Source organism: Methylopila turkensis, assembly GCF_027922325.1.
GTDB classification, from domain to species: Bacteria; Pseudomonadota; Alphaproteobacteria; order Rhizobiales; family Methylopilaceae; genus Methylopila; species Methylopila turkensis.
Genome location: NZ_BSFL01000001.1, coordinates 50,492 through 70,358, shown reverse-complemented (window position 1 = coordinate 70,358; position 19,867 = coordinate 50,492). Strand labels below are relative to the sequence as shown.

16 protein-coding genes are annotated in these 19,867 nt (G+C 70.6%); 11 read left to right on the top strand and 5 right to left on the bottom strand.

All coding sequences use genetic code 11. The features are described from left to right. Positions 1-3: 3 nt before the first annotated feature. Both PKE78_RS00305 and PKE78_RS00300 read right to left on the bottom strand, forming a co-directional pair. Positions 4-507 (bottom strand): CinA family protein, encoded by a 504-nt coding sequence (locus PKE78_RS00305; protein ID WP_271198847.1) that lies wholly within the window; start codon positions 505-507, stop codon positions 4-6. Next, a complete protein-coding gene (locus PKE78_RS00300) occupies positions 504-1,733 on the bottom strand; it encodes a bifunctional 2-C-methyl-D-erythritol 4-phosphate cytidylyltransferase/2-C-methyl-D-erythritol 2,4-cyclodiphosphate synthase (RefSeq protein WP_271198846.1) in 1,230 nt (409 codons plus the stop codon). The genes PKE78_RS00305 and PKE78_RS00300 overlap by 4 nt, the downstream gene beginning before the upstream one ends. Before the next feature lie 181 nt (positions 1,734-1,914). Here PKE78_RS00300 and dusB point away from each other — a divergent pair, with 181 nt between their 5' ends. The 3 genes from dusB to ntrC are packed head-to-tail and all read left to right on the top strand — an operon-like array spanning position 1,915 to position 5,499. Then, positions 1,915-2,928 carry a tRNA dihydrouridine synthase DusB gene (gene dusB, locus PKE78_RS00295; protein ID WP_271198845.1) on the top strand — a complete coding sequence of 338 codons (1,014 nt, stop codon included), beginning with the start codon at positions 1,915-1,917 and terminating at the stop codon, positions 2,926-2,928. Continuing rightward, the gene (locus tag PKE78_RS00290) at positions 2,925-4,049 is read left to right on the top strand and encodes a two-component system sensor histidine kinase NtrB (RefSeq protein ID WP_271198844.1); all 1,125 of its coding nucleotides are present in this window, start codon (positions 2,925-2,927) and stop codon (positions 4,047-4,049) included. Before dusB ends, PKE78_RS00290 begins: the two co-directional genes overlap by 4 nt. Positions 4,050-4,056: 7 nt before the next feature. Continuing rightward, a complete protein-coding gene (ntrC, locus tag PKE78_RS00285; protein WP_271198843.1) occupies positions 4,057-5,499 on the top strand; it encodes a nitrogen regulation protein NR(I) in 1,443 nt (480 codons plus the stop codon). Positions 5,500-5,511: 12 nt separating this feature from the next. Here the strand turns inward: ntrC and PKE78_RS00280 are convergent, their stop codons facing one another. The 3 genes from PKE78_RS00280 to PKE78_RS00270 form a co-directional block, all read right to left on the bottom strand. Continuing rightward, complete coding sequence (locus tag PKE78_RS00280; protein WP_271198842.1) at positions 5,512-7,050, bottom strand: TerC family protein; 1,539 nt, start codon at positions 7,048-7,050, stop codon at positions 5,512-5,514. A gap of 50 nt (positions 7,051-7,100) precedes the next feature. Continuing rightward, positions 7,101-7,763, bottom strand: a complete 663-nt coding sequence (locus PKE78_RS00275) for an exopolysaccharide biosynthesis protein (RefSeq protein WP_271198841.1) — start codon at positions 7,761-7,763, stop codon at positions 7,101-7,103. Positions 7,764-7,855: 92 nt separating this feature from the next. Next, the gene (locus PKE78_RS00270; protein ID WP_271198840.1) at positions 7,856-8,536 is read right to left on the bottom strand and encodes a DUF2076 domain-containing protein; all 681 of its coding nucleotides are present in this window, start codon (positions 8,534-8,536) and stop codon (positions 7,856-7,858) included. 556 nt (positions 8,537-9,092) lie between these two features. Here PKE78_RS00270 and PKE78_RS00265 point away from each other — a divergent pair. The 8 genes from PKE78_RS00265 (at position 9,093) to PKE78_RS00230 (ending at position 19,812) form a co-directional block, all read left to right on the top strand. Continuing rightward, on the top strand, positions 9,093-11,345 hold the full coding sequence (locus PKE78_RS00265) for a sensor histidine kinase NtrY-like (protein WP_271198839.1): 2,253 nt from the start codon (positions 9,093-9,095) through the stop codon (positions 11,343-11,345). A 33-nt stretch (positions 11,346-11,378) separates the two neighbouring features. Next, positions 11,379-12,743 carry a nitrogen assimilation response regulator NtrX gene (ntrX, locus tag PKE78_RS00260; protein WP_271198838.1) on the top strand — a complete coding sequence of 455 codons (1,365 nt, stop codon included), beginning with the start codon at positions 11,379-11,381 and terminating at the stop codon, positions 12,741-12,743. A 140-nt stretch (positions 12,744-12,883) separates the two neighbouring features. Continuing rightward, on the top strand, positions 12,884-13,747 hold the full coding sequence (locus tag PKE78_RS00255; protein WP_271198837.1) for a D-amino-acid transaminase: 864 nt from the start codon (positions 12,884-12,886) through the stop codon (positions 13,745-13,747). A gap of 392 nt (positions 13,748-14,139) precedes the next feature. Further along, positions 14,140-14,406: an RNA chaperone Hfq gene (hfq, locus tag PKE78_RS00250; RefSeq protein ID WP_271198836.1), complete on the top strand. Its 267-nt coding sequence runs from the start codon at positions 14,140-14,142 to the stop codon at positions 14,404-14,406. Between the two features lie 40 nt (positions 14,407-14,446). Next, complete coding sequence (gene hflX / locus PKE78_RS00245) at positions 14,447-15,832, top strand: GTPase HflX (protein ID WP_428981210.1); 1,386 nt, start codon at positions 14,447-14,449, stop codon at positions 15,830-15,832. A 646-nt stretch (positions 15,833-16,478) separates the two neighbouring features. After that, entirely contained in the window at positions 16,479-17,801 is a 1,323-nt protein-coding gene (gene proS, locus PKE78_RS00240; protein ID WP_271198835.1) for a proline--tRNA ligase, read from the top strand. Positions 17,802-17,809: 8 nt separating this feature from the next. After that, entirely contained in the window at positions 17,810-19,090 is a 1,281-nt protein-coding gene (locus tag PKE78_RS00235) for a lipoprotein-releasing ABC transporter permease subunit (protein WP_271198834.1), read from the top strand. Next, the gene (locus PKE78_RS00230) at positions 19,087-19,812 is read left to right on the top strand and encodes an ABC transporter ATP-binding protein (protein WP_271198833.1); all 726 of its coding nucleotides are present in this window, start codon (positions 19,087-19,089) and stop codon (positions 19,810-19,812) included. Before PKE78_RS00235 ends, PKE78_RS00230 begins: the two co-directional genes overlap by 4 nt. Positions 19,813-19,867: the final 55 nt, after the last annotated feature.

Below are 19,867 nucleotides of genomic sequence, written 5' to 3'. Positions count from 1 at the left end.
GGTTCAGCCGACCGCAGTCGCGCCGGCGGCTTCGCGCAGCAGGTCGAGGGCCTCGAGCACCGCGAGGCGGCGGATTTCGGAGCGCGTAAGGTCGCCGAAGCGGCGCTCGCGGTGGAGCGTGGGGCGGCCCGCGCGGGCGGCCGCGAAATGGACCAGGCCGACCGGCTTCTCCGCCGAGCCGCCGCCGGGACCCGCGACGCCGGTGACGGCGACGGTCAGGCCGACGCCGGCGCGGGAGAGCCCGCCTTCCGCCATGGCGCGCGCCACCTCCTCGCTCACCGCGCCGCGGGCCGCGATCAGCTCGGCGGCCACGCCGACGAGCGCGGTCTTGGCCGCGTTCGAATAGGTGACGAAGCCGCGGTCGACCACGTCGGAGGAGCCCGGCACCTCGGTCAGGGCGCCGGCGACGAGGCCGCCGGTGCAGGATTCGACGGTGGCTAGGGTGAGGCCTGCGCCGCGCGCGAGGCGGAGAACCTCCTCCGCCAGATCGTAGGGCGTCGCGCTCATGCGAAATCGTCCGTGAAGGGCAGGCGGATGGTGGCGGAGGCGAGCGCCGCCAGGCCCTCGCGGCGGCCGGCGAAGCCGAGCCGCTCCGTTGTCGTGGCCTTCACGCCGACGCGGGAGACCGCGATCCCGGCGATCTCGGCGATCCGCGCGCGCATGGCCTCGCGGTGCGGGCCGACCTTCGGCGCCTCGCCGATCACGGTGACGTCGAGATGGGCGACGACGCCCCCCGCGGCCCGCACCCGCGCGACGGCGTCCGCGAGGAAGCGGGCCGAATCGGCGCCCTTCCATTCCGGGTCCGACGGCGGGAAATGCGCGCCGATGTCGCCGTCGCCGAGCGCGCCGAGCACGGCGTCGGTCAGGGCGTGCAGGACCACGTCGGCGTCGGAATGGCCGGAGAGGCCGAAGCCGTGCGGCACCTTCACGCCGCCGATGACCACATGGTCGCCCGGCCCGAAGGCGTGGACGTCGAAGCCTGTTCCCGTGCGCACGTCGCCGCGGGCGAGGAATTCGGCGCCGGCGCGCCGCAGCAGGGCGTCGTCGAACTGGTCGGGCGTGGTCAGCTTCACGTTGCGGCTTTCTCCCTCGAACACGGCGACGGCGTGGCCCGCCCAGGCGAACAGCGCGCCGTCGTCGGTGAAGTCGTCGCGGCCGGCGGCGGCGGCGCGGGCGTGGGCGTCGGCGAGTTCGGCGTAGCGGAACGCCTGCGGCGTCTGCAGCGCGCGATGGGCGGCGCGGTCGATGGTCGCGCCCCGGCCGCCGTCGTCGCCCACGGCGCAGATCGTGTCGACCACGGCGACGCCTGGAACCGCGCCGCCCCGCTCGGCGGCGGCGGCGATGGCGCGGTCGATCAGCGCGGGGCTCGCGAACGGCCGGGCGGCGTCGTGCACCAGCACGATGTCGGGCGCTCGGTCCGCGAGCGATTCGAGGCCGGCGCGCACGGAGGCCTGCCGGCTGGCGCCGCCGAGAACCGGCGCGCCGAGCTTGGGCGCAGGCTCTCCGAGCGTCGCGATCGCGGCGTCGTGGAGCGCGGCGTGCTCCGCGCCGATCACGATCCGCACGTCGGACACGGCGGGATGGTCAAGGAACAGCCGGGCGGAGGCGGCGAGCAGGCTGTCGCGGCCGATCGGGCGGAACTGCTTCGGCAGGCCCGCGCCGGCCCGGGTTCCGCCGCCCGCGGCGCAGATCACCGCGGCGACGCGCGGCGCGCCGTCATTCTGTGGGGCCATCGTTCAAAAACCCGGCGCGCGGCGGGGCGCCGCGGCTTCGCTGACGCGCCGTTCTAGCCGAGCCGGCGCCGCCTGTCGTGCGCCCTCGGGGACGAATGCGTTTGCGACGTTGTGTCGGATGGAAAACTGTCTAATATGTGTGCACACACCCTCCAGATTAAATTGTGAGCAGAAGCGTCTCGTGCGGCCCGCCCCAACCTTCGCCATCGGCGCCGTGCTGCCGGCCAACGCAGTCCTTTTGGCGCCCATGTCCGGCGTCACCGACGTCGTGTTCCGGCGCATCGCCGCGCGGCTCGGCGCCGGGCTCGTGGTGTCCGAGATGGTCGCCTCGCGCGAACTCGCCACCGCCGACGACGAGGCCCGCCTGCGCGCCGAGGGCGACGGCATCGCGACCCACGTGGTCCAGCTCGCCGGCCGCGACCCCGCCTGGATGGCGGAGGCCGCGAAGGTCGCGGTCGGGGCGGGGGCCTCGGTGATCGACATCAACATGGGCTGCCCCGCCAAGAAGGTGGTCGGCGGGCATGGCGGTTCGGCGCTGCTGAAGGACCTCGACCTCGCGGTCCGGCTGATTGCGGCGACGGTGGCCGCGGTCGAGGTTCCGGTCACGGTGAAGATGCGGCTGGGCTGGGACGCCGGATCGATCGTCGCCCCGGAGCTCGCCGCACGCGCGGAGGCCGAGGGCGCGGCCATGGTCACGGTGCACGGCCGCACCCGCGCCCAGCTTTACGACGGCCGCGCCGACTGGGCGGCGATCCGCGCCGTGCGCGAGCGGATCGCGATCCCGCTGGTCGCGAACGGCGACCTGACCCGCGAGGAGCACGCCCCCGCCATGCTCGAAGCCTCCGGCGCCGACGCGGTGATGATCGGCCGCGGCGCGCAGGGACGCCCGTGGTTCCCGGGCGCGGTCGCGGCGTTCCTGGCCGATGGCGTCGTCCGGCCGGCGCCCTCGCTCGACGTCCAGCGCGCGCTCGCCCGCGAGCATTACGAAGGCCTTCTGCATCTCTACGGCCGCGAGACCGGCGTGCGCCACGCCCGCAAGCATCTCGGCTGGAGCCTGGACGCGGCGGCCGAGACCGCCGGCGCGCCGGCGCCGGCCGCGGCCAAGGCCGCGACCCTGACGGCGCCGACGGCGGAGGCCGCGCTTGCGGCCCTCGACCGCGCCTATGACGAGCTCGCGTGGAGGGCCGCCGCGTGAGCGCGCCCGCCAACCGTCCGCGGACCGGGGCCGGCGCGGCCGAGGCCGTGCTCAACGCGCTGCCGCACCCGGTCGTCTGCGTCGACGAGGAGGGCCGCATCGTCGACGTCAACGTCTCGGCGGAGGCGTTCTTCGAGACGAGCGCCAACACGCTCCGGCGTCACCACATCCGCGAGTTCGTGCCGTTCGGCTCGCCGCTGATCCAGCTCATCGACCAGGCGCGCGAGCGCGGCGCGCCGGTCAACGAGTACCGGGTCGACCTCGGCACCCCGCGCAACGGCGGCGAGCGCATCGTCGACATCCACGTCGCGCCGCTGCACGACAAGCCGGAGATCCTGGTGCTGGTGCTGCAGGAGCGCACCATCGCCGACAAGATGGACCGCCAGCTCACCCACCGCAGCGCCGCCCGGTCGGTCACGGCGCTCGCCGCCATGCTGGCGCACGAGATCAAGAACCCGCTCTCCGGCATCCGCGGCGCGGCCCAGCTGCTGGAGCAGTCCGCGAGCGACGACGACCGCGCTCTCACCCGCCTGATCTGCGACGAGGCCGACCGGATCGTGAAGCTGGTCGACCGCATGGAGGTGTTCTCCGACGAGCGGCCGATCGAGCGCGAGGCGGTCAACATCCACGCCGTGCTGGAGCACGTGAAGCGCATCGCCCAGACCGGGTTCGCGCGCGGCCTCAGGATCGTCGAGGACTACGACCCGTCGCTGCCGCCGGTGTTCGCGAACCGCGACCAGCTCGTGCAGGTGTTCCTCAACCTCGTGAAGAACGCGGCCGAGGCGATCGGCGACGCCTCCGACGGCGAGATCATGCTGTCGACCGCCTTCCGGCCCGGCGTGCGCCTGTCAGTTCCCGGCTCCTCCACCCGCGTGAGCCTGCCGCTGCAGTTCACCGTGCGCGACAACGGCCCCGGCGTGCCGGAAGACCTGCTGCCGCACCTGTTCGACCCGTTCGTGACCACCAAGCCCACGGGATCGGGCCTGGGCCTCGCGCTCGTCGCCAAGATCGTGGGCGCCCACGGCGGCATCATCGAATGCGAATCCCAACCGCGCCGGACGTCGTTCCGCGTGCTGATGCCGATGTTCACCGGCGGCGAGAGCCGTCGCGCAAGGAGCTGACACGTCCATGCCGCAGGGCAGCATCCTCGTCGCCGACGACGACGCCGCGATCCGGACCGTTCTCAGCCAAGCGCTGAGCCGCGCCGGCTACGAGGTCCGCTCGACGGGCAACGCCGCGACCCTCTGGCGCTGGGTCAGCCAGGGCGACGGCGACCTCGTCATCACCGACGTCGTCATGCCCGACGAAAACGCCTTCGACATGCTGCCGCGCATCAAGAAGGCCCGGCCGGAGCTGCCGGTCGTCGTCATGAGCGCGCAGAACACCTTCATGACCGCGATCCGCGCGTCGGAGAAGGGCGCCTACGAGTACCTGCCGAAGCCGTTCGACCTGAAGGAGCTGATCGGCATCGTCGGGCGCGCGCTGACCGAGCCCAAGGGCCGGGGCCCGCGCCGCAACGACGAGCCGGAGAACGACGAGATCCCGCTCGTCGGCCGCTCGCCCGCGATGCAGGACATCTACCGGGTGCTCGCGCGCCTGATGCAGACCGACCTCACCGTGATGATCTCGGGCGAGAGCGGCACCGGCAAGGAGCTGGTCGCCCGCGCGCTGCACGACTACGGCAAGCGCCGCTCCGGCCCGTTCGTCGCGATCAACATGGCGGCGATCCCGCGCGACCTGATCGAGGCCGAGCTGTTCGGCCACGAGAAGGGCGCCTTCACCGGCGCGCAGGCGCGCTCCTCCGGCCGGTTCGAGCAGGCCGAGGGCGGCACGCTGTTCCTGGACGAGATCGGCGACATGCCGATGGAGGCGCAGACCCGGCTGCTGCGCGTGCTGCAGCAGGGCGAGTACACCACCGTCGGCGGCCGCACCGCGATCAAGACCGACGTGCGCATCGTCGCGGCCACCAACAAGGACCTCAGGCTGCTGATCCAGCAGGGCCTGTTCCGCGAGGACCTGTTCTTCCGCCTCAACGTGGTGCCGCTGCGGCTGCCCCCCTTGCGCGAGCGCGCCGAGGACGTGCCGGACCTCGTGCGCCACTTCTTCACGCTGGCGGCCCGCGAGGGCCTGCCGCCGAAGCAGATCGACAGCGCCGCGCTCGATCGCCTGAAGCGCTACCGCTGGCCGGGCAACATCCGCGAGCTCGAGAACCTGATCCGCCGGCTCGCCGCGCTCTACCCGCAGGAGACGATCGGCGCCTCGATCATCGACTCCGAGCTGTCGCAGCCGCCGGCCAGCAGCATCGGCGACGAGGCCGCCGGCGCCGAGACGCTGACCGGATCGGTCGAACGCCACCTCACGGCCTACTTCTCGGAGTTCGGCGAGGGCCTGCCGCCGCCGGGCCTCTACCACCGCGTCCTGCGCGAGGTGGAGTACCCGCTGATCTCGGCCGCGCTTGCCGCCACCCGCGGCAACCAGATCAAGGCGGCGGAGCTGCTCGGCGTGAACCGCAACACGCTGCGCAAGAAGATCCGCGACCTCGACGTCCAGGTGGTGCGCCTGACGCGCTGAGGGCCGCTGCGGTCAGGAGATCGCCGCGACCTCGAGGCCGCCGATCCGCCGGCCGTCGACGTCCCGCGCCGTGAAGCGGAAGCCGCCCCAGTCGAAGCTCTCGCCGTTCTCCGGCAGCCGCCCGAGCACGCTGAGCGCGAACCCCGCCACCGTCTCGTGGTCGCCGGCGTCGCGCATGCCGCGCAGTCCGAGCGCGCGCTCGGCGTCGTCGACCGGCATGCCGCCGTCGAGCCGCCACGAGCCGTCCGCACGCCGCACCGCGTCGGGCGTCTCGTCGCCGTCGCGCTCGGGAAGAGCGCCGGCGATCGCGGTCAGGATGTCAGTCGGCGTGACGAGGCCCTGCAGCACGCCATGCTCGTCGACCACGATCGCCATGTGGATCGTCGACTCCCGGAAGCGCTCGAGCAGGCTCAGGATCGGCATCGTCTCGATCACGAACAGCGGCTCCCGGGCCGCGGCGCCGAGGCCGCCGGCCTCCACGCCGATCAGGTCCTTGGCGTGCACCACGCCGACCACCTGCTCCACGTCCCCGCGGCAGGCGGGAAAGCGCGAGCGGCCGCTCCTGCGAATCGCATGCAGCGATGTCGCGAGGTCGGCCTCCACGTCGAGCCAGATCACGTCGCGCCGCGGCGTCATGATCGAGCGGACGGCGCGGTCGCCGAGCGTCATCACGCGCTCAATCATCGAGCTTTCGGCGGGCGAGAACGCCGCGCCGCCGGCTTCCGAGCGCGCCGCCTCGGCGTGGGAGTCGCCCGAGTCCTCCTGCCGTCCGCCGCGCAGCAGGCGCAGCACCGCGTCGGCGGTGCGGTCGCGCAGGTCCGAGGTGGTGATCCGCTTGCGGGCGTTGCGCCGGCCGATCTGGTTGAAGGCCTCGATCAGGATCGAGAAGCCGATCGCGGCGTAGAGGTAGCCCTTCGGGATGTGGAAGCCGAGGCCTTCGACCACGAGGCTGAAGCCGATCATCAGCAGCAGGCCGAGGCACAGGATGACCACCGTCGGATGGCGGCCGACGAAAGCCATCAGCGGCTTCGAGGCCACCATCATCACGCCCATCGCGATCACCACCGCGATCACCATGATGGAGAGGTGCTGCACCATGCCGACCGCGGTGATGACGCTGTCGAGCGAGAACACCGCGTCGAGCACGATGATCTGCAGGATCACCTGCCAGAACACCGCGTCGGCCGCGCCGCGCTGCTTGTCGTGGGTCGCGCCTTCGAGCCGCTCGTGCAGCTCCATCGTGCCCTTGAACAGCAGGAACAGGCCGCCGCCGATCAGGATGATGTCGCGCCACGAGATCTCCGAGCCGAGCACCGTGAACAGCGTCTCGGTCAGAGTCACGATCCATGAGATCGAGGCCAGCAGGATCAGGCGCATGATCAGCGCCAGCGACAGGCCGAGCAGCCGCGCCTTGTCGCGCTGATGCTCCGGCAGCTTGTCCGCGAGGATGGCGATGAAGACGAGGTTGTCGATGCCGAGCACCACCTCGAGCACGATGAGGGTGGCGAGGCCCGCCCAGGCGGCGGGGTCGGCGATCCATTCGAACAGCATGGCGCGTCGGCGCGGCCGCGCAGGGCCGCTCCGTCCTTCTCAATGAGAGGTCAGTTGAAGACGTTGGCGATGAAATAGAGCGCGGCGGTGATGATGGCGTAGAGCACGCCCCAGATCACGACGAGAGAGGCCGCCGCGGTCGCGAGCCCCGCCGCGATCCAGACGCCGTCGCGCTCCACCACGCCGAGTGAGAACAGGCAGATCGCGAGCGCCGGCAGCATGTTGCCGAGCGGAATCGGCAGGAACAGGATCACGGCGAGCAGGAAGCAGATCAGGCCGATCGCGTATTCGGCCGGCGGCTCGACCAGCCGGCCAAGCCGGGGCCGCAGCAGGCTCTCGGCCTTCGCGAGCCAGGGCGCCGCCTTGTTGACGACCGCCGCGAAGTCGGAGCGCGCCATGGAGCGTTCAGCGATCAGGCGGGGCAGCCAGGGCTTCATTCCGAGCGCGAGCTGCGCGGTCAGGAATATCAGCGGCGCGCCGAGCACGGTCGAGGTGCCGGGCGGGGTGGGCAGCACGTTCGGCAGCGCGAACACGAACATCAGCGCGCCGACGGCGCGGTCCTGCATGACGGCCAGAAGGTCGGCGACCGAGATGCGGTCCCGGCTGGTGTCGTTCGCGATGCTGAAAAGGATTTCGGAAAGCTTTGGCCCCCGCGGCCCGCCGTCACGGCTGAGCGCGGCGGCCGCGATACTCGAAGGATCAGACGAAGGCATCAGGTCCCGTTGGGCGCGACGACAAGGCCGAGACGGTAGCACGCCCGGCGGCGCATGCGGGCGAGCCGCGCCGCCGGGCGATAACGTTTTCGTCAGATGGCTTCGTCGTCGCCGCCGAAGAACGAGTCGAAGACGCCGCCGCCGCTGTCGTCCGCTGCGGGTTCGGCTGCGGGCTCGGCCGCCGGCGTCTCGGCGGGCGCCGCGGCCGGGGTCTCGGCGGCCTGCGCCTGTCCGCCGCCGCCGAACATGGAGCCGATGGCGCTGCCGATCAGCACGCCGCCCGCGACGCCCATCGCGGTCTGCGCCGCGCCGGCGAGGAAGCCGCCGCCGCGGCCGGGCTGCGCGGCCGCGGCCTGACCGGCCGCGCCCTGCCAGGGCGACCCGGCCGCGCCGCCGGTCGGAGCGCCCGTCGGAGCGCCCATGGGGGCGCCCATCGGCGAGCCCAGAGCCGAACGGCCCGGCGCGTTGTAGGGCGTGGGCTCCGGCCGCGACGCCTGGGAGCCGCCGCCGAACAGGCCGGACAGGAAGCCGCCGCCGCCGGCGGGGCGCTCCGAGGCCTGACGCTCCAGCTCCTCGATACGCTGCTGCGCCTGGTTGAGCGCGTGATCCTGCATCACGATGGTCTGCGCCATCAGGTAGGGCGCGTTGGGGTTGGCCGTGACGCGCTCGCGGATCAAGGCGTCCGCCTCCGCATCCTTCGGCGGGCTGCGCCGGTCGACGTCGTCGAGGCGGTTGAACAGCCCGTCGATCGCCTGGCGGTCCTGGGATTCCATCTCTTTCGTTCTCCGCGTCAGAGGACGACGACGCGCGCGTCGTCGTTGCGCCGGATGGCGCGTTTGAATTCGGGGCGATGTTCGTGAAAGCATGACGAACGCGCGCCCGCCGCAACGGGGGCTACAGTTTCGGTGGCGAGTCAGTCGTTCGTGACCATGCCCAAAGAATATAGTTCACAAGTCACGAACTGTCGATCGGTGGGTGATCACAGTTTTGTAGGTCCGGGCGTAGTAGACTTCTGATACTAGGTCTTAGTCTCGGCGATAGGGGCGATACCGCGGCGATAAGACTTGAATTTCAGTCTCGAACCGGCATCCGGAGGAGAGACCTCGGAGTTCCCCTCGCCAGCACGCCTTGAACCCGGAGGTCCTCGCGGTCGGGCGGGGGAGGGTCCCTTCGCGCCTCTGTCCACAGCCGGCCGCGCCGCGAAGTTGTCGCATTTAGACAACAGTGTGGTCCCGTTGCATCATGCGCAAGACGGCGACTCGCGATCGGGGGAGGGCGCCGCCCGGCCGATGGCCGCCATCACCTCCGCCTCCGCCTGAACGAGTGGCAATGCCGAGCGACACGCCCGCCGCAGCACATGACCTGCCGATCGTCGCGCCCGAACGGCGCGGGCCGGGCGTGCTCGGTCCGGTCTGCGTGGTGGCCGCGCTCATCTCCGCGCTCGTCACCTTCGTGGTGCTCACCGGCCGGTTCGACATCGAGCCGACCGAGGAGGCGACGCAGATCGCGGTCTACGTCAACGCCTCCTTCGTCGGCCTGCTGCTGCTGATCATCCTGTGGGAGGCGCGCGCCTTCTGGATCGCGCGGCGGCGAGGGCAGGCGGGGTCGCAGATCCACGGCCGGCTCGTCGGGCTGTTCTCGATCGTCGCGGTGACGCCCGCGGCGCTGCTCGCGATCTTCGCGGTGGTGACGCTCGACCGCGGCTTCGACAGCTGGTTCTCCACCCGCGTGCGCGAGATCGTCGACAACTCGCTGGTGGTCGCGCGGGCCTATCTCAACGAGCACGCCCGCTCGATCCGCGGCGAGATCCTCGCCATGGCGAACGACGTCAACCGCGCGCGCCCGCTGTTCGACAACGACCGCGCCCGCTTCGTGGAGTTCTTCACGGCGCAGGCCACGATCCGCGGCCTGCCGGAGGCGCAGCTCATGCGGCCCGACGGGACGGTGGTCGAGCGCGCCGCCATCAAGATCGGCCGAGAGTTCCCGCGTCCGCCGCTGGTCGACGTGCAGGGCGCCGCCGCCGACGAGCCGACCCTGCTCGCGCCCGGCCGCCAGAACGCCATCGGCGCGGTGCTGAAGCTCTCGGCCTATGACGATCTGATCCTGTTCGTGGCCCGGCCGGTGGACCCGCGGGCGAACAGCTACCTGCGGCTCGTAGAGCAGGGCGCGGAGGAATATTCCGCGCTGACGCTGCGCCGGCCGCGCATCCAGGCGACCTTCGCGCTGCTCTATCTCGTGGTGGCGCTGTCTCTGCTCCTGGCCGCGATCTGGTTCGGGCTCGCCTTCGCCAACCGGCTGGTGTCGCCGATCAGGCGGCTGATCACGGCGGCCGATCAGGTGAGCCAGGGCAACCTCTACGTCCAGGTGCCGGTCAAGCGGAAGCAGGGCGGCGATCTCGGCGGCCTCGCCGAGACCTTCAACAAGATGACCTCCGAGCTGCGCTCGCAGCGCAACGAGCTGGTCGACGCCGCCGAACAGATCGACAGCCGCCGCCGCTTCACCGAGGCGATGCTCGCGGGGGTGAGCGCGGGCGTGATCGGCATCGATCCGTCGGGCCGCGTCACGCTGATGAACCGCACCGCCGAGAAACTGCTCGGGGCGCGCGAGGCCGGGCTGCTCGGCCTGCCGCTCGGCGAGGCCGCGCCGGAGCTGAGCCCGCTGGTGGAGGCGGCCGTCGGCGGCGCGCAGCGGCTGGTCCAGGGCCAGGTCACGATCATGCGCGGGGGCCGCGAGCGCACCGTCAACGTGCGCTTCACGACCGAGACTTCCTCGGCGGAAGAGCACGGCTACGTCGTGACGCTCGACGACATCACCGAGCTGGTCGCGGCCCAGCGCACCTCGGCCTGGGCCGACGTCGCCCGCCGCATCGCCCACGAGATCAAGAACCCGCTGACGCCGATCCAGCTCTCGGCCGAACGCATCCGCCGCAAGTACGGCAAGGTCATCGTCGAGGAGCGCGAGGTCTTCGACCAGTGCACCGACACGATCATCCGCCAGGTCGACGACATCAAGCGCATGGTCGACGAGTTCTCCTCCTTCGCGCGCATGCCGAAGCCGACGATCGAGGAGGAGGACCTCGCCAAGGTCGTGAAGCAGGGCGTGTTCATGATGCGCGTCGGCTATCCCGACATCCGCATCGAGCTCTCCGGCGCCGACGAGCCGGCGATCGCGCGCTTCGACCGCCGGCTGATCAGCCAGGCCGTCACCAACATCGTGAAGAACGCCACCGAGTCCGTGCACGCCGTGCCGGAGGACGTGCGCGGCGAAGGCCGCATCGACGTCTCCGTGCGCCGCGACGGCGACATCGCGGTGATCGAGGTGGTCGACAACGGGACCGGACTGCCGGTCGAGAACAGACAGCGTCTGCTGGAGCCCTATATGACCACGCGTGAAAAAGGCACGGGGCTCGGCCTCGCCATCGTCGGCAAGATCATGGAGGAGCACGGCGGCGGCGTTGAGCTGCAGGACGCGCCGGGCGTCGCCTCCGGCGGCCGCGGCGCGATGGTGCGGCTGTGGTTCCCGGCCCGCGCCGGCGCCGAAGCGGCCGTGGTCGCGTCCCCTCGCGGCGCCGGCGGCGCCTGAACCCCCAATCGACCGGAGAGCTTGAGCCCAACCATGGCGACCGACATCCTCATCGTCGACGACGAAGCCGACATCCGCGAACTCGTCGCCGGCATCCTTCAGGACGAGGGGCACGGCACGCGCACCGCGCGCAACTCGGACGAGGCGTTGGCCGAGATCGAGAAGCGCCGGCCGCAGCTCATCTTCCTCGACATCTGGCTGCAGGGCTCCAAGCTCGACGGCCTCGAGATGCTCGACATCATCCACGCCCAGCACCCCGATCTGCCGATCGTGATGATCTCGGGCCACGGCAACATCGAGACCGCCGTCGCCGCCATCAAGAACGGCGCCTACGACTTCATCGAGAAGCCGTTCAAGGCCGACCGGCTGGTGCTGATCGCCCAGCGCGCGCTCGAGGCCTACCGGCTGAAGCGCGAGCTCAGGGACCTCAAGCGCGGCTCCGCGCACCCGACCCGCTTCGTCGGCCGGTCCACGGTGATGAATCAGCTCCGCGGCGCGATCGAGCGCGTGGCGCCCACCAACAGCCGCATCCTGATCGCCGGTCCTTCCGGCTCCGGCAAGGAGCTCGCGGCCCGCACCATCCACAACGCCTCCGCCCGCGCCGGCGGCCCGTTCGTGCTGATCAACGCCGCCGCCATCACGCCGGAGCGGATGGAGGAGGAGCTGTTCGGCGTCGAGGGCGTCAACGGCAGCCGCAAGATCGGCGCGCTTGAGGAGGCCCACGGCGGCACGCTGTTCATCGACGAAGTCGCGGACTTCCCGCGCGAGACCCAGAACCGCATCCTCCGGGTGCTGGTGGAGCAGACCTTCACCCGCGTCGGCGGCACGACCCGCGTCTCGGTCGACGTGCGCATCATCTCGTCGTCGTCCCGCAACCTCGAGAACGAGATCGCCGAGGGTAATTTCCGCGAGGACCTGTTCCACCGGCTCGCGGTGGTGCCGGTGCGCGTGCCCGGCCTCGCCGAGCGGCGCGACGACATCCCGGAGCTGATCGACTTCTTCCTGGAGCAGATCTCCTCCACCACCGGCCTGCCGAAGCGCGCCATCGGCGAGGACGCCATGGCGGTGCTGCAGAGCCACGACTGGCCGGGCAACGTCCGCCAGCTCCGCAACAACGTCGAGCGGCTGATGATCCTCGCCGGCGGCGCGCCCGACGCGGTCGTCACAGCCGACATGCTGCCGTCGGAGATCGGCGCCATGGTGCCGCCGATGCCGCGGGGCGAGGGCGGCGAGCAGCTCATGGGCCTCGCGCTGCGCGAGGCGCGCGAGATCTTCGAGCGGCAGTACCTGCTGGCCCAGATCAGCCGCTTCGGCGGCAACATCTCCCGCACGGCCGAGTTCATCGGCATGGAGCGCTCGGCGCTGCACCGCAAACTCAAGGCGCTCGGGATCGGGTGACCGCTCCCGTCCTCCCGTCCTCCCGGCCGAAGCGGCGCAGCCGCGCAGAGCCGGGACCGTTGTTCATCTCAAGCGCCGCGTCGGCGCACGATCCCGGCTCTGCGCTGCCGCTCCGGCCGGGATGACGTTCGAGGAAACCGATGTCCCGCATCGCCTATGTCAACGGCCGCTACCTCCCCCACGCCGGCGCCGCCGTCCACATCGAGGACCGCGGCTACCAGTTCGCCGACGGCGTCTACGAGGTCTGCGAGGTGCGCGACGGCGCGCTGATCGATGAAGAGCGCCATCTCGCGCGGCTGTGGCGTTCGCTCCGGGAGCTGGCGATCCGGGCGCCCATGGGCGAGGGCGCGCTGAAGCTCGTGCTGCGCGAGACCATCCGGCGCAACCGCGTCCGCGACGGCATCGTCTACCTGCAGGTCACCCGCGGCGTGGCGCGGCGCGACCATTACTTCCCGGCCCCGGACACCGCGCCGGCGCTGGTCGTCACCGCCCGCTCGGCCGACCGGGCCAAGGTCAACGCGGCGGCGGAGGCCGGCGTCAAGGTCATCACCGTGCCCGAGAACCGCTGGCCGCGGGTCGACATCAAGACCATCGGCCTGCTGCCGAACGTGCTGGTCAAGCAGCAGGCGAAGGAGGCCGGCGCGCGCGAGGCCTGGTACGTGGACGCCGACGGCCGCGTCACCGAGGGCGGCTCCACCAACGCCTGGATCGTGACGGGGGAGGGCGTCATCGTTACCCGCCCCGCCGAAAGCGGCATCCTGCGCGGCGTCACCCGCGCCACCGTGCTGGAGGCCGCGCAGAAGCTGCAGATGCGGGTCGAGGAGCGCGCCTTCACGGTCGAGGAGGCGAAGGCCGCGAAGGAGGCCTTCAACACCGCCGCGACCGCGATCGTCACGCCGGTGGTCGCGATCGACGGGTCGCCCGTGGGCGACGGCCGGCCCGGCCCGGTCGCGCTGGAGCTGCGCCGCCGGTTCCACGAGTTCGCCGCCCGCGCCGCGGGGTGAAGCTCTTCGCCCGGATCAAGGAGGCCCGGCGCCGCCGAGACCGTCATGCCCGCGTCTTCGCGGGCATCACGACTTGGGTCCGTACGGCTCCATGCCCAAGGACGTCGTGGACGCCAGGCTTCCCTGGGGATGACGGGCGTTCGGCGTTCGCCCGAACCGAACTTTTCAGGCGGGCTCCGAGGCGCAAAGCGAGAGGCGGGCTCTTGCGACGATCACGCTCTTGCGAAACGGCGGCGGGGCGGCCTTAATAAAGAGACGTGGGCGTGAAGCGCCCGCGGACGCAGCATCGGGGCGGTTCAAAAAAAGAGAACGCGGGTCGCTCCAGAATGGGACAGCCGGCGGAAGCCCTGGCCTTTGCTGTCGGTTGAGCCTTTACAAGGAAGAAAAACAACATGGCGGCCGAGCGCGCTCAGAATCTTCAGGACACGTTTCTCAACAACGTCCGCAAGAACAAGGTCCCGCTGACGATCTTCCTCGTCAATGGCGTCAAGCTTCAGGGCGTCGTGACGTGGTTCGACAACTTCTGCGTGCTGCTTCGGCGGGACGGCCACTCGCAACTCGTCTACAAGCACGCCATATCCACCGTGATGCCGGGCCACCCGATCCAGTTGTTCGAGCCCGAGGACGACGCCGAGCCGCCGGTTCGCGGCGGACGCTGACGCCGCCCCGGCCGGGCGGTCCGGCCGGAAAGCGAGACGCATGGCGACGGAAGACTTCGACGATTCGCATGACGGCGACGCGCAGGAGCGCGAACGGGGCTTCGTGACCCGGCGCGCGGACCTGACGCGGGCGATGGTGATCACGCCCGTGGTCGGCCGCCGCTCCGCGGACGAGGCCGTGCGCGCGCCCGAGGCGCGGCTGGAAGAGGCGGTCGGCCTCGCGCTCGCGATCGATCTCGACGTGCGCGAGCGGAAGCTGGTCCAGCTTCAGGCGGTGCGGCCCTCCACCTTCATCGGCAAAGGCAAGGTCGAGGAGTTCGCGGGCCTGGTGAAGGCCGAGGAGATCGAGCTCGTCGTCATGGACACGGCGCTGACGCCGGTGCAGCAGCGCAACCTCGAAAAGGCGCTCGGCGCCAAGGTGCTGGACCGGACCGGCCTGATCCTCGAGATCTTCGGCCGCCGCGCCCGCACGAAGGAGGGCACGCTCCAGGTCGAGCACGCCCATCTCACCTGGCAGAAGAGCCGGCTCGTCCGGTCCTGGACCCACCTTGAGCGCCAGCGCGGCGGCTTCGGCTTCCTCGGCGGCCCCGGCGAGACCCAGATCGAGGCCGACCGCCGGATGATCACCGAGCGGATCCTCAAGATCGAGCGCGAGCTCGAACAGGTGAAGCGCACGCGCGGGCTTCACCGGGCCGGGCGGAAACGCGTGCCCTATCCGGTGGTTGCGCTGGTCGGTTACACCAACGCCGGAAAGTCGACGCTGTTCAACCGGCTGACCCGCGCGGACGTCGTCGCGGCCGACATGCTGTTCGCGACGCTCGACCCGACGCTGCGCTCGATCACGCTGCCGCACGGCGCCCACGCCATCCTGTCCGACACGGTCGGCTTCATCTCCGAACTGCCGACCCAGCTCGTCGCCGCCTTCCGCGCCACGCTGGAGGAGGTGATCGAGGCCGACGTCATCCTGCATGTGCGCGACATCAGCCACGAGGACGCCGAGGCGCAGGGGGCGGACGTCGCCGCGGTGCTGAAGGAGCTCGAGATCGACCCGGCCGACAGCGCCCGCGTGATCGAGGTCTGGAACAAGATCGACCGGCTGGAGCCGGAGGCGCGCGAGACCCTGGCCGCGACCGCGGCCCGGCGCGACCCGGACGCGCGGCCCGTGCCGGTTTCCGCGCTCACGGGCGAGGGCGAGGACGTCCTGCTCGCCGCCGTCGAGCGGCGGCTGTCGGCGAAGCGCGAGACGGTCGAGGTGCGGGTCGCGCCGGAGGACGGCGCCGGCGTCAATTGGCTGTTCCGGCACTGCGACGTGCTGGAGCGCCGCCCGGCCGACGACGGCGCCACCGAGGTCGTGGTCCGGATCGAGCCCGGCCGCGTCGAGGGCCTGCGCCGCCGCTTCGCCAGCCTGCGCGCGCTCGACGCCTGAAGGCGGAGCGCAAAAGGAAGCAAGCCGTTACGCTGCTCTGCGGCGCCGGGCTGGGGACGCCCGCCACTCGGATGCGCTGTGTCGAGCGCGGCACGGGTGAACGTTTCATCGGAATGAACCCGGCGTTCACCCGGACGAGCCGGATTAACCCGCCGGCGCCCCGCTTCGCAGGCGCGATGGCGAGGGGGCGCTCAAGCCGCGTGGCGCCCAAAAAAAGAGCAAAAAAAAGCAGAGCCTAAGCTCTGCCTCTTTCGAGTTCCTCGTTCGTGTCCATTTTGCGAAAGCGCCGCGAGCGGTGCGGGACTTCGGCGCTTCGTCATGGCGTTCCGACCGTGCGGACCGCCAAACGGACTTCCTCCCAAGACTTGGACCGATGTTTATTCCGGTCTGGCAACGGAACCGGAAGGCCCTCTTTATGTGGTCACGTTACCCTGCCGTCGCGTGCTTGTCATCATCCTGAGCATCCGGCGCCGAAAAAAAGTGCGTGAGAAACGCAACTCGTCGCCGCCGGCTTGCCCAGCGCGCGAAGCCTCTGTCGGAAGCGCCCATCGGGGCTTGTGTTTTGGGGGGGCATCGGGTTTCGTTCCGGCCTCGCGCGGCCTCGGCTCGAAGCCCTGCGCCGCCGTTCTCCGGAGCCTCCCGACCGATGCGCCTCAGCCGCTACTTCATGCCGATCCTGCGCGACGCGCCGAAGGAGGCCGAGATCGTCTCGCACCGGCTGATGCTGCGGGCGGGCATGATCCGCCAGGAGGCGGCGGGCATCTACGCATGGCTGCCTCTCGGCCTCAAAGTCCTGAACAATATCACGAAAATCGTGCGGGAAGAGCAGGATCGCGCCGGCGCGATCGAGCTGCTGATGCCGACGATCCAGCTCGCCGACCTGTGGCGCGAGAGCGGCCGCTACGACGCCTACGGCAAGGAGATGCTGCGCATCAAGGACCGGCGCGACCGGGAGATGCTGTACGGACCGACCAACGAGGAAATGATCACCGAGATCTTCCGCGCGAACGTCCGATCCCACAAAGATCTGCCGAAGAATCTCTACCACATCCAGTGGAAGTTTCGGGACGAGGTGCGGCCGCGATTCGGCGTGATGCGCTCGCGCGAGTTCCTGATGAAGGACGCCTACTCCTTCGACATCGACCAGGCGTCGGCGAAGACCTCGTACAACCGGATGTTCGTGGCCTACCTGCGGACCTTCGCGCGGCTCGGCCTGAAGGCGATCCCGATGCAGGCCGACACCGGCCCGATCGGCGGCGACCTCAGCCACGAGTTCATCATTCTGGCGAAGACCGGCGAGAGCGAGGTGTTTGGCCACAACGACTATCTCGACTTCGAGACCCCCGACGCGGACGTCGATTTCGACGACGCCGCCGGCCTGCAGGCGATCGTCGACCGCTGGACCAGCCTCTACGCCGCGACCGAGGAGAAGCACGACGTCGCCGCCTTCGAGGCGCTGCCGGAGGATCGTCGCTTCGCCGCGCGCGGCATCGAGGTCGGCCACATCTTCTACTTCGGAACCAAGTATTCCGAGCCGATGAAGGCCTATGTGACCGGCCCGGACGGCAAGGACGTTCCGGTGCATATGGGATCCTACGGCATCGGCCCGTCGCGCCTCGCGGCGGCGATCATCGAAGCCGGCCACGACGACGCCGGAATCATCTGGCCGGATGCGGTCGCCCCGTTCAGGGTCGGGCTTGTTAATCTCAAGCCCGGCGATTCGGCCTGCGACGCGGCGTGCGAGGATCTCTACGCGAAACTCAAGGGTCTGGGGCTCGACGTGCTGTACGACGACACCGACGACCGCGCCGGCGCGAAGTTCGCGACCATGGACCTCATCGGCCTGCCGTGGCGGCTCGTCGTGGGGCCGAAGGGGCTCGCCTCCGGCGTGGTCGAGCTGAAGCGCCGCGGCTCCTCCGCGCCCGAGCAGTTGAGCGCTGAATCGGCGCTCGCCGCGCTGTCGCGCTGACCGCCGGAATGGCGACGTCCGTGGACCCAGTCGGCTCGACGCGTCCGTTCGCGCTGTTCGAATGGATGATCGCCGGCCGCTACCTTCGGGCGCGCCGCAAGGAAGGATTCATCTCGGTCATCGCCGGCTTCTCGTTTCTCGGCATCACCCTCGGCGTCGCGACCCTGATTATCGTCATGGCGGTGATGAACGGCTTCCGGACCGAGCTGCTGACCAAGATCCTGGGGATCAACGGCCATGTGGTGGTGCAGCCGATCGACGGGCCGCTGACGGACTTCGCCCAGGTCGCCGAACGCCTCGCCAAAGTGAACGACGTCAAGTTCGTCATCCCGCTGGTGGAAGGGCAGGCGCTGGCCTCCTCGCCGTCGGCGTCGGGCGGCGTGCTGGTCCGGGGCTTGCGGGCGCAGGATCTCGGCAAGCTCCAGCTCGTCTCGCGCACGATCCGCGACGGGACGCTCGAAGGCTTCGACGACGGCGAGGGCGTCCTGATCGGCCGCCGCCTCGCCGACCAGCTCGGCCTGCGCGCCGGCGACACGCTCCAGCTGGTCACGCCGAAAGGCGCGGTGACTCCCATGGGCGTCACGCCGCAGATCAAGAGCTACCGGGTGGCCGCGATCTTCGAGATCGGCATGTCGGAATACGACGCCGCCTTCGTGTTCCTGCCGTTCGCCGAAGCTCAGGCCTATTTCAACCGCGAGGACGACGCCTCCGCGATCGAGGTCTATCTCGAGCATCCCGATCAGGTCGCGGACGCGAAGCCGCTGCTGCAACAGGCGGCCGGCCGGTCCGTCTACCTGCTCGACTGGCGCGACCGCAACCGGACGTTCTTCTCCGCGCTCGAGGTCGAGCGCAACGTCATGTTCCTGATCCTCACCCTCATCGTGCTGGTGGCGGCGCTGAACATCGTCTCCGGCCTGATCATGCTGGTGAAGGACAAGGGCCGCGACATCGCGATCCTGCGCACCATGGGCGCGACGTCGGGCGCGGTGATGCGGGTGTTCCTGATCACCGGCGCCAGCATCGGCGTCGTCGGCACGCTTGCGGGCTTCGCGCTCGGCATGATCGTGTGCTGGAACATCGAGGCGATCCGGGCCTTCATGGCCTATGTCACCAACACCGAGCTGTTCTCTCCGGAGATCTATTTTCTGAGCAGGCTTCCGGCCGACCCGAACGTCGGCGAGACGGCGACGGTGGTGCTCATGGCGATGGCGCTGTCCGTCATCGCCACGCTCTATCCGTCCTGGCGGGCGGCCCGGCTCGATCCCGTCGAGGCGCTGCGTTACGAATGACCGAGCATGGCGGCGTCGAGAACGAGGATTACGCCGAGGCGGCGCCTGCGCCGCTCTTAGAGCTCGACCGCGTCGTCAGGCGTTACCGGCAGGGCGCCGAGGCGCTGGAGGTGCTCTCCGGAGCTTCCCTGACGCTCCACGCGGGCGAAGTGGTGGCGCTGGTCGCGCCGTCCGGGACCGGCAAGTCGACGCTGCTGCACGTCGCCGGGCTGCTGGAGCGCCCCGACGAGGGCGAAGTCTATCTCGACGGCCGCCCGACCGTGGCGCTCGACGATGCCGCCCGCACCACGCTCCGCCGCAACCACGTCGGCTTCGTCTACCAGTTCCACCACCTGCTGCCCGAGTTTTCCGCGCTCGAGAACGTGGTGCTGCCGCAGCTCATCCGTGGGCTCGCCGCCGGGGAGGCGAAGAGGCGCGCCTCCGAACTGCTCGGCTATCTCGGCCTCGGCGCGCGCCTGTCGCATCGCCCGGCGGAGCTGTCCGGCGGCGAGCAGCAGCGGGTGGCGATCGCGCGCGCGGTCGCGAACGCTCCGCGGTTGCTGTTCGCCGACGAGCCCACCGGGAACCTCGACCCGGGCACCTCCGCGCATGTGTTCGAGACCATGACCGCGCTCGCCCGCGCGTCCGGCCTCGCCGCCGTGGTGGCCACGCACAATCTCGAGCTTGCCGCGACGCTCGACCGGCGGATCACCCTCCGGGACGGCGTGCTCGTCGACGCCTGACATTCGTTAACCCTCCTGCCGACAAGAGCGCGGTTTCCATTTGACATCGGCGAAA